This is a genomic window from Coleofasciculus sp. H7-2 (genome assembly GCF_042747725.1).
Classification (GTDB): Bacteria; Cyanobacteriota; Cyanobacteriia; order Cyanobacteriales; family FACHB-T130; genus FACHB-T130.
The window spans coordinates 1-13,487 of record NZ_JBHZGO010000059.1; the positions used below are offsets into that span (position 1 = coordinate 1).

At 48.1% G+C, this 13,487-nt stretch carries 11 protein-coding genes and 1 pseudogene; 9 read left to right on the plus strand and 3 right to left on the minus strand.

The features are described 5' to 3' along the window. Positions 1 to 251 precede the first annotated feature (251 nt). The 3 genes from lptB to ACFW2W_RS12860 all read left to right on the plus strand — a co-directional run bounded on the left by lptB (position 252) and on the right by ACFW2W_RS12860 (position 4,231). Positions 252 to 980, plus strand: a complete 729-nt coding sequence (lptB, locus tag ACFW2W_RS12850) for an LPS export ABC transporter ATP-binding protein (RefSeq protein WP_378178314.1) — start codon at positions 252 to 254, stop codon at positions 978 to 980. Positions 981 to 1,262: 282 nt separating this feature from the next. Then, the gene (locus tag ACFW2W_RS12855) at positions 1,263 to 2,426 is read left to right on the plus strand and encodes an LptF/LptG family permease (RefSeq protein ID WP_378178317.1); all 1,164 of its coding nucleotides are present in this window, start codon (positions 1,263 to 1,265) and stop codon (positions 2,424 to 2,426) included. Between the two features lie 602 nt (positions 2,427 to 3,028). After that, positions 3,029 to 4,231 (plus strand): hypothetical protein, encoded by a 1,203-nt coding sequence (locus tag ACFW2W_RS12860; RefSeq protein ID WP_378178321.1) that lies wholly within the window; start codon positions 3,029 to 3,031, stop codon positions 4,229 to 4,231. Between the two features lie 51 nt (positions 4,232 to 4,282). On the opposite strand, the gene ACFW2W_RS12865 is transcribed toward ACFW2W_RS12860, so the two are convergent. Beyond that, on the minus strand, positions 4,283 to 5,710 hold the full coding sequence (locus ACFW2W_RS12865; protein ID WP_378178324.1) for an NADP-dependent isocitrate dehydrogenase: 1,428 nt from the start codon (positions 5,708 to 5,710) through the stop codon (positions 4,283 to 4,285). Positions 5,711 to 6,399: 689 nt separating this feature from the next. Here ACFW2W_RS12865 and ACFW2W_RS12870 point away from each other — a divergent pair. The 6 genes from ACFW2W_RS12870 to ACFW2W_RS12895 all read left to right on the plus strand — a co-directional run bounded on the left by ACFW2W_RS12870 (position 6,400) and on the right by ACFW2W_RS12895 (position 12,306). Next, positions 6,400 to 7,080, plus strand: a complete 681-nt coding sequence (locus ACFW2W_RS12870; protein WP_378178327.1) for a response regulator transcription factor — start codon at positions 6,400 to 6,402, stop codon at positions 7,078 to 7,080. Between the two features lie 113 nt (positions 7,081 to 7,193). Further along, complete coding sequence (locus ACFW2W_RS12875) at positions 7,194 to 7,688, plus strand: adenylyltransferase/cytidyltransferase family protein (RefSeq protein WP_378178329.1); 495 nt, start codon at positions 7,194 to 7,196, stop codon at positions 7,686 to 7,688. A 99-nt stretch (positions 7,689 to 7,787) separates the two neighbouring features. Further along, the gene (locus tag ACFW2W_RS12880) at positions 7,788 to 8,510 is read left to right on the plus strand and encodes a GUN4 N-terminal ARM-like repeat domain-containing protein (RefSeq protein ID WP_378178332.1); all 723 of its coding nucleotides are present in this window, start codon (positions 7,788 to 7,790) and stop codon (positions 8,508 to 8,510) included. Between the two features lie 50 nt (positions 8,511 to 8,560). Further along, positions 8,561 to 8,872 carry a hypothetical protein gene (locus tag ACFW2W_RS12885; protein WP_378178335.1) on the plus strand — a complete coding sequence of 104 codons (312 nt, stop codon included), beginning with the start codon at positions 8,561 to 8,563 and terminating at the stop codon, positions 8,870 to 8,872. Between the two features lie 265 nt (positions 8,873 to 9,137). Beyond that, positions 9,138 to 10,736: a histidine kinase dimerization/phospho-acceptor domain-containing protein gene (locus ACFW2W_RS12890; RefSeq protein WP_378178339.1), complete on the plus strand. Its 1,599-nt coding sequence runs from the start codon at positions 9,138 to 9,140 to the stop codon at positions 10,734 to 10,736. A 154-nt stretch (positions 10,737 to 10,890) separates the two neighbouring features. After that, positions 10,891 to 12,306 carry an IctB family putative bicarbonate transporter gene (locus tag ACFW2W_RS12895; RefSeq protein ID WP_378178342.1) on the plus strand — a complete coding sequence of 472 codons (1,416 nt, stop codon included), beginning with the start codon at positions 10,891 to 10,893 and terminating at the stop codon, positions 12,304 to 12,306. Between the two features lie 293 nt (positions 12,307 to 12,599). On the opposite strand, the gene ACFW2W_RS12900 is transcribed toward ACFW2W_RS12895, so the two are convergent. After that, positions 12,600 to 12,893: a WGxxGxxG family protein gene (locus ACFW2W_RS12900; RefSeq protein WP_378178345.1), complete on the minus strand. Its 294-nt coding sequence runs from the start codon at positions 12,891 to 12,893 to the stop codon at positions 12,600 to 12,602. Between the two features lie 493 nt (positions 12,894 to 13,386). Next, positions 13,387 to 13,487, minus strand: a pseudogene (locus ACFW2W_RS12905) (IS1 family transposase); the annotation flags it as partial.

A 13,487-nucleotide genomic window follows, 5' to 3' on the forward strand; every position in this document is an offset into this window, starting at 1 on the left:
AAGGACGCTTTGTTGCCCTGCCTCAGTCCAATCGGCAGGTAGAATCAGTTTATCTGGTCGCCGATCCAAATTCTCCAACTACATCCGTAGCGCCACCGGCTCCCGCCGTCAATCCTAAGCCAGCCTTCAAAACGCCGAATAGTCGCTAGCCATTTGTCACATGGCTAATAGCGAATCGCTAATGGCTAATCGCTAATAGCTTTTAATAATTAGCAGTTAGCCATCAGCAATGAACAATCAGCTATTTCTCAATGAAAATCGTACTGGAGAATATCCACAAGTCTTACGGCAAACGTGCGATCGTCAATCGCGTCAACCTTTCAGTGGCGCAAGGGGAAGTCGTGGGGCTACTCGGTCCCAACGGTGCCGGGAAAACGACTACCTTTTACATTGCAACCGGCTTAGAAAAACCCGATCAGGGCACGGTTTGGCTGAATGAGCAGGACATCACTACCTTACCCATCCACAAACGAGCGCATTTAGGCATTGGCTATCTTGCCCAGGAAGCCAGTATTTTCCGCAACCTCACCGTCCAAGACAATATTCTCCTGGTGCTGGAACAAACGGGTGTGCCTCGCCGCGAGTGGCAAAACCGTCTAGATACCTTGCTACAAGAGTTTCGGCTAGAAAAAGTAGCAAATACGCTGGGGATTCGGGTGTCTGGGGGAGAACGTCGGCGCACCGAGTTGGCGAGATCCTTAGCATCGGGGCGAGAAGGACCAAAATTTTTGCTATTGGATGAGCCGTTTGCCGGTGTCGATCCGATTGCTGTATCGGAGATTCAAAAAATTATTGCCGGACTGCGCGATCGCTACATGGGCATCTTGATCACCGATCACAACGTCCGCGAAACCCTCGCCATCACCGATCGAGCCTACATCATGCGCGACGGACAAATCCTCGCCTCTGGCAACGCTGAAGAACTCTACAATAACCCCTTAGTGCGACAGTATTACTTAGGAGATGACTTCCAAAGATAGTCTTGGGTAATCGGTAATCAGGAATTGGTAATCCAAGAGTGATGAGTGAGAAGCATTGAATTTTGAGTCAAAAGAAAGTCTTGAACAGGACTTACGCAGAAAAGATCCCCCAACCCCCGATAAATTGGGGGCTTTAGAGGTTCCCCCCAATTTATCGGGGGCTAGGGGAATCAACGTTTGAAGATTCAAAATTCAGACGCGACAACCGCAAGTCTTTTACAACTTAAAACTTTCCCCCAATTACCCATTACCCATTACCCATTACCCATCCATCCTTGACCAATGACCAAATCTTTCAATCCGCTCTACCCCCTGATTTCGACAGTCTCGGTGATGGATCGCTATATTGTCACCGAACTAGTCGCGCCTTTCCTATTTGGCATGGGATTCTTTTCTTCCATCGGGGTAACGATTGGCAGCTTATTTGACCTGATGCGAAGGACTGTGGATGTAGGTCTACCAGCATCGCTAGTTTTGAAAGTCCTGCTGTTAAGTCTGCCACAGTTTATGGCGTATGCCTTTCCCGCCTCAGTGCTACTGGCTGCCTTATTAACCTATAGTCGTCTCTCCGCTGACAGTGAATTGGTTGCCCTCCGTAGCTGCGGGGTGAGTATTTATCGACTGGTGCTACCAGCGATCGCCCTGAGTTTTGTTGTGACTGGCATCGCATTTACGTTTAATGAGTATGTAGTACCCGCTGCTAACTATCAAGCTAAAGTTAGCCTAGATAAAGCTCTAAATAAAGAAAAGCCGTCTTTCCAAGAACGCAATATTTTCTATCCAGAATATACGAAAGTCAAGCTACCCAATGGCGAAAAAGAGCAAGTGCTAAAACGCCTGTTCTATGCAGAAAAGTTTGACGGTCAAAAGATGGAAGGATTGACGATTTTAGATTGGTCTCAGGAGGGACTCAATCAAATTGTCACGTCACAATCTGCTGCTTGGAACCCAGGACAAAATACCTGGGATTTTTTCAAAGGCACTATTTATTTAATCTCTCCAGATGCTTCCTACCGCAATATTTTGAAGTTTGAACACCAACAGTTGCAGCTGCCTCGTACCGCCTTGGATTTGGCAAATTCTGGGCGTGACTATGGCGAGATGAATCTTGCACAAGCCAGAGAACGTCTGGAATTAGAACGCCTCAGTGGCAATCAGCAGAAAATTCGCAAGCTTCTAATCCGCATTCACCAAAAAATAGCTTTACCGTTTGCTTGTGTGGTGTTTGGTATCGTGGGTGCCGCTTTAGCAAATAGACCGACTCGCACCAGTAAAGCGACTGGTTTTGGGATTAGCGTAATCGTAATTTTTGCTTACTATTTGTTAATGTCCGTTGCTGATGCTCTGGGACTAAGTAACTTCCTCTCTCCGGTGATTGCTGCTTGGTTACCGAATCTATTTGGATTGGGAGCGGGGACATGGTTCCTGTTTCGAGCTGCCCGTTAAACTTTAAGATGTGTCAATCGTTCGTGTAGGGGCGGCTCTTTACCAAGATATTTATAAATAGCTAAATAAATAGCTAAGCATAACGCTTTGTGCAAGTTTCTGTTTTTCTCTCCCCAATTTATTGGGGGCTAAGAAAAAGTTGCAGATGGCGTAAGCATATCTATAAACCCGCCCGTTCTTGGTAGCATACCAGTTCCCATTAGTATCAACTTAAGCCCTGGCGACTGGAAGTCGCGGCTAAACAAACTAAGTCCGCCTGACGCGGAAAGAGCGAAAAATCATGAGTTTTAAACCGGAGAAGGCAGTTTTGTCTGTATAGCTGTGGTTTCAACCGCCAAGCCAATCTTAAGTTGACACCAATGACCAGTTTCCTGCCCCTCAGTTAGTTGTTTTTTCGCTTCCAGTGACTAATGCTCGCTCTCGCGATCGCCACCTTTCTAGTTTCCTAACTTTAAACTTTAGGAAACTCGAAGCTTAGGTAAAACTTTACACAAGTGAAGGGAATCTTTTAACAAACTGTATATCAAGACAGTTCCTGTTTAATGCAATAGCGTATAAGATCGACTTACAATCCCTTGTGCAAGTCGAGCTGCACTACAGCTATGTCATCTTCCAAACAAGTCCCAGCCTCCATCCGCTATCTCAAAGCACGGTTACGGACATTCACGCGCCCTGCGTTTTGGGGATCTGCGATCGCACTGGTGATGATGGTGCTAGGGGTATGGGAGTACTGGGTACACCCAGAGTGGCTTAACAGCCTTGTAGATGGAGAAACGGAGGGGCAAGTCGATTCCGCAGATAATCCCTCGGATGACCCAACCCTTTCTCAAGAAAGCAGTGCGATTGGCGCTGATATAGATAACTTGCCCGCGCTGATGCAAGAATTTAATCGCAGCACTAATCAAGGCGCTGGCAAGACTGGAAAGGAGAAAGCTCAAGATCCCACCCAGCCAGAGGGTTTATTTGAGCAACTGACTCGCAACCCAGCTACTGCCTCTAATACAGAATCGACGGCTCAGCCTCAAGCGATCGCCGGAATCCCCAAAGCTCCGCAAAGCTTGAATAATCCTTTTTTGACATCGGCACAAGATTTATTAAATACTGGATTAAATGCTGGCTCCCAGCCCAATACTGGGACATTTTTGGGATTGACACCCACCAACCAACAGGCGGCAAGCCCTACAACAACAGCAACCTCCACGCCAAATCTGGGCTTAGGCGTGCCCAACCTAACCAACCAGAACCAAAACGCGCTGCCAGTCAGCCCCCTGCAACAAGCGTTGAATCAAAATTCGGCAAACCAAGCGGCAAATGCATCGCCACCGGCAAGTACGTCTAAACAGGCGCTTCCCAATTCCACATCCCTTGGGCAAATGGCACCACCGCCACCGAGTGCCCTAGCCAACACTACAAGCTATAGCACTCCCTCAACCACAACTAGCAACGCTACTCAGGGTTCTTCCACACCGAATTCTTACACCTATTTAACCCAACCCCAGGCGCTGCCTCCCGTAGCAGCACCCACTGGGACAGTGGTTGCACCGCAAATAGCACCGCCAGTGGTACCGCAGATAGCACCACCAGTGGTACCGATACCAACCAGTAATTTTGGTAATTACGGGCAATCCTCATTTGGGCAGCCCAGACAAGGAAGCAGGTTAAATACCAACTCCGGCTTGAATTCCAATTTTGGTAATTCAGGATCGCAACCCAGGCAGCTGAGCCAGCCTAACTTTACGGCTCCTCGTCCCATTCCAGGGCGCTACATTGGTGGGGGTCAGATTAATACTTTCTCAAATCCATAGCTGTTAGCAATTAGCTGTTGGTTGGCGAGCTAATTGCTAATCGCTCAACAGCTAATTACTTTGGAAGTGTTTGATGATGGCGGAGGCGAATTCCGAGCATTTCAAAGGCTCCACCGGCGGTTCCATGAGTCGAGCCAAATCATAGGTGACTTCGCCGTTAGAGATCGCCTGACCGATGCCATGCTTAATCAAGTCAGCTGCCTCCTGCCAGCCCATAAATTCCAACATCATCACGCCTGACAAAATGACAGAACCGGGGTTTACCCGATCGAGTCCAGCGTGCTTAGGTGCGGTGCCGTGAGTCGCTTCAAAGATGGCGCATCGATCGCCAATATTAGCTCCTGGCCCCATCCCCAGTCCACCGACAATCGCTGCCGCTGCATCTGACAAATAATCGCCATTCAGGTTCATCGTAGCCAGGATGGAATATTCATCCGGTCGAGTCTGAATCTGTTGGAAAATGCTGTCGGCAATTCGATCGTTCACCATCACCTTGTCTTTCCACTGACCGTTGCCGTGGGTTTCCCAGATGGCGTTGAGAACATCTTCAACTTCACGGGTGATTTGGGCTTTTTTCTCTGCCGTAAGGGCGTCGTACCCAGGCTCAATCTGACGGGCGTTTTCTTCCAAGGTAATCTCTGGATTGCGGGCTTTGTTGTCCAAAATCCACGATTCTCGTTCTGTAACGCACTCGGCGCGAAACTCGGCGATCGCTACTTCGTAACCCCAATCGCGGAAAGCGCCTTCGGTGTACTTCATGATGTTGCCCTTATGCACCAGCGTCACCATCTGTTTACGCTTGGGTAGCCGCAGGGCATTCTTGATGGCACGGCGCACTAAACGCTGGGAACCCGTCTTACTAATTGGCTTGATGCCGATTCCAGAGTCTAGGGGAATTTGCTTTTTGCCGTGTTCTGGCGTCGCTGGAATTAGCTCATTATTGAGTAGGTCAATCAATTTGTTGGCAATTTCGCTGCCTTGACGCCACTCAATTCCCAGGTAGATGTCTTCTGTGTTTTCTCGATAGATGATGACATCGAGTTTCTCTGGGCTTTTGTGGGGAGAGGGGGTGCCTGGGTAATACTTGCAGGGGCGGACACAGGAGTAAAGGTCAAAAATCTGACGCAGTGCCACATTCAGCGACCGGATACCGCCCCCAATCGGGGTTGTTAGCGGCCCTTTGATGCCAATGCCGTATTCTTTAATTGCGTCTAGGGTATCTTGGGGCAAATATTGGTAGGTGCCGTACTTCTCGCAGGCTTCATCCCCGGCGTAGATTTTGAACCAGCTGATTTGTCGCTTGCCACCATAGGCAGCTTGGACAGCGGCATCAAAGACCTTCTGGGCGGCGGGCCAGAGGTCGATGCCCGTGCCGTCTCCGCGAATGAAAGGAACGATCGGGTTGTCTGGAACAATGGGTTCGCCATCTTTGAAGATGATACGTTCGCCCATGTCAGGAGGAGTGATTTTTTTGTACATATTGCACTCTTGTTGGATCTAGTCTGAGCCAGACAATATTTTGACAGGAAGACTACCAAATCGGCTGATTCGCAAAAGTTTCAGTTAAGCTTTTTTGCAGTTTAGGCGGTTTGATTGCCATGATGTCCACAAATCATTCAAGCTGAGGCAGGGGCGCTGGGAGGCTGTTATCTCATTTTGGATTTTAAATGGTAGAACGCGATTAATCGGGTTTCTACCAAGGGGTAGCTGCAAAAATTTAAACCGCGTCACAAGGAGAGCAAAAAAGGATTATAGACCTAATCGTAGTCTCTAGAAGTGCTACTGGGATGAAGGAATTAGCGCTTCAAATCAAAACTTTGTCATCTATCTAGGCAAGAGACTAGGCAAGAGACTAGGCAAGCGGCTCTACTAGAATAGGTTGAACGACTAATTTTTTGAACAACCCTGAGCGCATTTTGTCATCAGCCTTTATGCTGATAATAAAGTAAATAGAGAGCGATCGCTGGTTTTTAGTACTTCTGTCTCAACTACTACTGGCTGAGACATTCCTGACGCTGCCAGATCGTGTCAAGCTGATCTAAAAAAGAGATATGCTGCACAAGCCGCCTCTGTCCTTTTCGCAAAAACCTCAACTCACATCAAAGCGGGATGGATTCAGTTTGCAGACCTAGGCTGATATGGCCCCTTAAAGGCGCTCTAGAGTAACGATGAAAAAAATTTTGCTCGTTGATGATGATAGAACCCTGCGAACTGTCTTGACACGCTACCTGCAAAACCAGGGGTATCTGGTTCAGGATGTAAGTTCTGGTATGGAGGCATTAATCTCTTTTGAACAAGCTCCACCGGATCTGGTGGTGAGCGATGTGATGATGCCGGAGATGGACGGTTTGGAATTCTGCCGACGCCTGCGAGCAACTCCTATAGGACAATTGGTACCGTTTATCTTTTTGTCAGGCAAAGGAGAGCTAGAAGACCGAATTCAAGGTCACACGATAGGAGCAGATGATTATCTGACCAAACCCTTCGATCCGAGGGAATTAGTCGCAAAAATTGAAGCTCAGCTAGAGCGATCGCGCCGCATCCATGCGGAAATGGTACGGTTGATGCAGCAGATGGCAGCCAGTTCCACCGCAGCGACAGCAATCGGAGCTTTGGGTTCTGCCACCTGCGAGCCACTTCCGTTAACACCAGCAGAACAAAGAGTTTTTTGGGAGGTGATTCAGGGATTTACCAATAAACAAATTAGCGATCGCTTGTTTATCAGTCCGCGCACCGTTCAGACCCATCTCAGTAACATCCTCAGTAAGCTGGAACTAGAGAATCGCTCTCAACTGGTTCGCTTTGCCTTTGAACACGGATACCGACCTCCCACCCATGAAGAGCAGTGAGGGATGAAGCAGTAATTGGTAATTGGTCATAAATTTTAAGTTGTAGAGACGCCAGCGATCGCCTCTGAATTTTGAATTAAAAAATTTCTGATAACTCAAAACTCTCATTAGCCATGATTTCAGGTATATACACATTAAATGAATTAAGTCAAGCGATCGCGGCAGATCCCAGTCGATGGCGACCGCTAGTGTTTACCAATGGCTGCTTTGATTTACTCCATACAGGTCATGTTCGATATTTACAGGTAGCAAAGTCCTTGGGGCGATCGCTCGTCGTGGGGTTAAATAGTGATCAGTCCGTCCGTGCCATCAAGCCCCATCGGCAGGGATTGCCTTCCCGACCTATCGTGCCTGAGCAGCAGCGGGCTGAAATTCTCGCCGCCCTTAAGCCTGTGGATGGAGTCGTGATTTTCCACTCATTGACCGCCACTGGCTTAATTGAAGCACTCAAGCCCGATATTTATGTCAAAGGAGGCGACTACAGCTTGGAAACCCTGCCTGAAAAACCTGCCGTTCAGGCATACGGAGGTCAGATTGAATTGGTCAAAGTGGAAATTCCCACCTCAACCACAGCGATGATTGACCGCATCCTGCACTCAAGTGATTAGCGCATTTGTCAAAAGTCATTAGTCATTGGCTACAGACTAAAGACTAGAGACTAATGACTAATGACTAATAACTAACAGCAACCTGAAATGACTTGCTTCATGACAGACCAAACGACTGCCGACCTACCACACACCAGCCAATACCTCACCGACCTACGCTGCAAGTTTGAGTCGGGTTCTGAAAAAACGCAACTACAACTCCTCCCAGAACTTCTAAAAGCGGGTAATTCCGGTTTGGAGGTACTCATGGAATTTTTACTGAACAGCCAGTCAACTCCTACCAATTTAGTTACAGCTAAAGCCTACCAGACCCTCTACAACGCCAACTTTCCAGCTGCAACTGAATTTCTCCAAACCCATTTCCCCTCCGGCATTATCCCCTTACACTCAGAACGCGGCATTGACTACAGTTCCCTGCAACACCTGCTCTTGCAACAGGACTTTCTTGCCGCTGACCGCCTAACCTTGCAAAAGCTCTGTGAATTGGCAGGGACTCAGGCTGTACAGAGAAAATGGTTGTACTTTACAGAGGTAGAAAACTTCCCCATTCCCGATTTACAAACCATTAATAGCCTGTGGTTCCTACACTCGGAGGGTAAATTCGGTTTTTCCGTGCAGCGGGAAATCTGGCTGAATGTCGGCAAAGACTTCTTAAAGTTCTGGCCCAAAATTGGCTGGAAGAGCGGCAACAACTGGACTCGATACCCCAACGAGTTTACCTGGGATCTCAGTGCCCCTAGGGGTCATCTGCCTCTCTCAAATCAGCTGCGGGGCGTCCGAGTGATTGCCTCCTTGTTATCTCATCCCGCCTGGTCAAGTTGAAAACTTCAGGACTCAGGACTCAGGACTCAGTGAACAAGAGTGATGAGTGAGTGAAGCAAGAAAGCCTCTTGCCAGCAGAAACGACTCCACTTTTCACTCTTGTTTTCCATCCTGACTCCTCACAGGACTTACGCAAAGCTTATACATACAGCACTTTTGAAGCTAGTGAGGTACGAGGATCGCCTAAAACCTTTGATTTTGGAAGCTTGACTGTACCTCATCCAGAAAGAAAACGCTGTATAGAGTTTTTTCGGGTTCAATCCCCCTGTGGTTGCCCTTACTATGTGGTGATGTTGCGTAAGTCCTGTCCTCAGTTGAATCACCGTGACTTAAGACTTCTAGGTTGGGTTACTCTCACTTGAAGGCTAAAGCCTTACGGCATGAACGCGCCTACGTGACCTCAAACACCACGTCGCCAGGGCGGGAGAACTCCCGCTCTTCTTGTGGTGTAACCTACGATAGAAGTCAATTTCGCTTAAGTCAGTGTCATTCAGCCTCAGTCCTTTTTTAACCGAAAAGCAAAACTCTCTGCTTAACGTGTTTGTTAGAGGCATTCTTCGGGAACGCTAAGTGTAGCGAGATATTAAATAAGTCATACAAGCAAAGCGTATGGGAGTAGGGATGGTAATGGCAGCCCCAGAAAGCAGACTTTTTTGTCGTTTGGATGGTTTGACACCGGCAGCACGAGAACAACAAAGGTTCACTGCTTTGGGAGAATTGGGTCTACTTGAAGCAGAGATGGTTCCCGTGTTCGAGGAAGCTACTCAAACCGCAGCCCGATTTTTGGAAGCGCCGATTTGCATTTTAAGTTTAATGGCTCAAGACAAGCAGCGGATCAAAGCATCTGTGGGTTTATCACGATTAGGGTTGATGAACGATCTCGCCACGTCCCGGCAACTCCCACGCCATCAATCTTTGTGCGCTTATGTGGTCGATAGTCATCAAGTTTTGATTGCTGGCGATACGCTAACAAATCGAGCTTTTGCTGAAACTGCTCTTGTGCAGCACTACGGCATCCGTGCCTATCTAGGGGCACCGCTGCTATCAGCTACTGGGATTTGTCTGGGCACCCTGGCAGTCATGGATTTAGTGCCTCGTAACTTTACCAGCAAAGATATTGACTTTTTGGAACTCATGGCTCGCTGGAGTCTGAGTGAATTTGAGAGAAACCGTCTGTTTTTAGAAACGCGACAATTGGGGTCTCTAGAGCGTACCAACTCCGGTTACTGGTTTGCTAAGTCGTCGTCTAACGGGCAGTCGGGACTGGGAAAAAATGTCGAATACAATGCCGCCTCGACTAACGGCAATGCGGGTGAAGTGTTGTCTTTGACCCGTTCAACCCCTAGCCCCTCTGCGACTAGCTCTGTTAAAGTCAAACTGCTATCCCATCTGTCACAGGAACTGCGGACTCCGTTGACTTCAATTATGGGGATGGCAAGTGTTTTGGGACGCGAAGTTTATGGGCCATTAACGACCAAGCAGAAGGAATACCTGGAGATTATCCACAACAGCGGTCAGCACTTAGTTTCGCTGGTTGATGAAATTTTGTCTCTGGGAGGGTTGGATGAGTTTACCCAAAAACTCGATTTTACGTCTGTGGACATCGAAATGCTGTGTCAACAGGCGATTAATAACCTGCAACAGATTGCGTCTGGGCGGCAGCAACAAATTCGTCTATCTGTAGAACCTGGAAAGCGCATCTGGTTGCTTGACAAGGATAAAGTGCGGCAAATTCTTTACTACCTGATTTTTAATCTAATTAACTCAGGTAATGCAGGGGGCGTGGTTCGCATTCATGTCTCTCGCAAAATCGAAAAGCTGAATATTGCGGTCTGGGTTTCTCACCCCTGGTTGGGAGATGGTCTACCTCAGATTGAGTTTTATGCCCAATCTGATATGTCGCCGAATCATCACTCAGAACCAGCCCTCTCAGAAGCCAGCGTTGCTTACATTCAAGAGCCATGCTCCGTGCCGTTGCCGTCCCTCACGTCAACGAATCAATTGCTGCTGAATGGCTCTCGTGCCAGTAATTCTGCCGTCCCGGAAGGGTTGTCCCATTTATCGGTCGGCAATGGCTCTCGTGAAAGTTTGGGGCTGTTGCTGAGCTGTTTATTGGCAGAAATTCATGGCGGGCAGATTTGTGTTCAAGGCTCTCCAGAGGCGGGATATCGCTATGTGGTCAGCTTGCCACAGGTGGATGCGGTGGAAACAATTGGTGATGATTGACGGACTAGAGACTATAAACTATGTACTTGGGTAATTGATAATCGGTCATGGGAAAGGGCTAATCGTTCATTGTTCATAGCAACTTCAATGAACAATGACCAATGACTTATGACCAATACCAATCACCCATAATCAATCACCCCTGACCCATCACATGACTGTTTGGCAACAATTTACCTTGTCCAGTTTGCCGCTGTATCAGTGGCAAAGTGCAAGCTATTTGCATCGGTTGGTCGGTAGCTTGCGAAGCTGGCGGCAGAGTAGCGTCTGCGTGCAGTGGGCGGAGCCGTTGGGAGCTTTGTTGGTGGCTTTAGTGTTTGCTTTGGCTCCTTTCGTGTCAACGGCTCTGGTTGGCGTGTTGTTAGCTGCCTGCGCTGGCTTTTGGATACTGCTGACTCTCTCGGATGAGGCGGGTTATGTACCGGGCGAAGCGCCTAAAGTTACTCCAATTCACTGGTTGGTGTTGCTGTACTGGGGCATTGCTACTGTAGCAACGGCTCTGTCGCCAGTGAAGATGGCTGCTTTGAAGGGCTGGGGCAAGCTAACGCTGTATTTGCTATTTTTTGCGCTAATGGCGCGGGTGCTGCGATCGCCCCGACTGCGTTCTATACTGATCGCGGTGTATCTCCACATCGCGCTGATTGTTAGTGTCTACGGGCTGCGACAATGGTTTTTTGGGGCGGCGGCACTGGCAACTTGGACAGATCCAACGTCTCCCTTGTCTAAAACTACGCGAGTTTATAGCTATCTGGGTAATCCCAATTTACTCGCGGCTTATCTTTTGCCTGCGATCGCTTTCTCGCTAGCTGCTATTTTTGCTTGGCGCGGCTGGGGTCGTAAAGCCTTAGCGCTGACAATGTTTTCGGTCAATTCTGCCTGTTTGATTCTCACGTTCAGTCGTGGCGGCTGGATTGGCTTTATACTTTTGCTTTTCGCATTTTCGCTGATGCTGCTTTACTGGATCAGCGAGCATCTGCCTACTTTCTGGCGCACTTGGTCGCTGCCGATTCTCTTAGGAGGTTTGGCGCTAGTGCTAGCGGTGGCGATCCTATTTGTGGAACCAGTACGCGATCGCGTTTTTAGTATTTTTGTCAGTCGCAAGGATAGCAGTAACAATTTCCGGGTCAATGTTTGGGAGGCGGTGGTTGAGATGATCCGCGATCGCCCGATTTTGGGAATTGGCCCTGGCAACGAGGCTTTTAACAAAGTTTATCCCCTTTATCAGCGCCCCCGCTATACTGCCTTGAGTGCCTATTCAATTTTTCTGGAATTGGCTGTAGAAACTGGCTTGATTGGATTTTGCTGCTTTATGTGGTTGCTGATTGTCACCTTTAACCAAGGATGGCTACAGCTGAATCGTTTGCGGCAATTGGGCAAGCGTGAGGGTTTTTGGCTGATAGGAGCGATCGCTACGATATTTGGTCTATTGGGACATGGTTTGGTAGATACAGTCTGGTATAGACCGGAAGTGAATACTCTCTGGTGGATGATGGTAGCGTTGATTGCTAGTTATTACACCTTCTCATCACAGAGCGATCGCACTCCGCACACGCTAACGGAACACAGTTAATCCGATTTCCCTGTTTGATTAGTGATTAGTTTTTAGACTTCTTGCGGCACATACTCCGTCCCAATGCGATCGCAAAAACCAACGACTCGCATACTCTTACCCAAAGGGCATTCCAGAGTGGATGGAGTTGTACCAATAACTAGAGACTAATCACTAAGAACTCTGACTCTGATTTACATCAAATCCAAAGAGGTGTAAAAAATTTCCAAAGCAAAAAGGCAAAGAAAAGATTTTTTCGCTCTTTCTTTTGCCTGTCCCAGCGCCTGGAATTTCCCTGTACGCCACCCGTTCTTTTACTCTTTGTAGCCGGTACGACTTACTGGATCGGGGTCGCGGTAACGGGTTGGCTCTTCATGCTTGCGACCCGCCAAGCCTGCTAAACCAAGCAGTCCCAGCAAGCCCAGCCAGCCCCAATCAAAATTGCGATCGCTCTCAACGGTTCTAACGTCTTGGCTAGGCGCGGTGTCTGTCGTTGTATTCGTATCAGTGTTGGTCTGAGCTGAAGCAGGCACAGTCAAAGGCAGAATCGCCATGCTTAAGGTGAGAACGCCAGCCCCAACAACTTTGGACAAATCAGATCGTTTCATGAAAAAGGCTCCTTGTCAGTTCTTCACTCACAAACTTATAGATTTCCCTCCAAAGCGGAATCAACCTACGGCTATAAACTAAAAACCTCTAGACTCTAACTATAGAGATAGAAAATGTCTCGTCTTTCCATCATTTTCTCACTCTTTATAATTAGGTAATTTTTAGCGTCGGAAACAAACTTAACTTTTTCAGGCTGGGGATCGATCATAAGCTTCCTAATCAACCAGGACTTACGCAAAGCAAAGGTTCTAAAGTCCGCGCACCATCTGGACTTTGTTTGATAAAAGCTCTTGCTTCTTCTGAAGGGGAATTGGCGTAGCCACGATTTGCTTTATCTCCAGGGATATTTGCACGCACCCCTGAGGTGACGAGAATGCTCACTCTGAGAAATGTTCTTCAACTGCGCGATCGCTGTCTCAACTGCGCGATCGCTTCCGCAACGCGGAAATTGCTTCTAAGTTGTCACTTGGGCGTTGCTGAATGAAGTATGAATTACGCAAATGCTGGTATCGATTGGTGTTTCAAGTAGTGAAGTAGCAATCTAATAGAGTGTTTCAGCATTTCTTCTGACTTCGAGTAACACAACGTTTTTC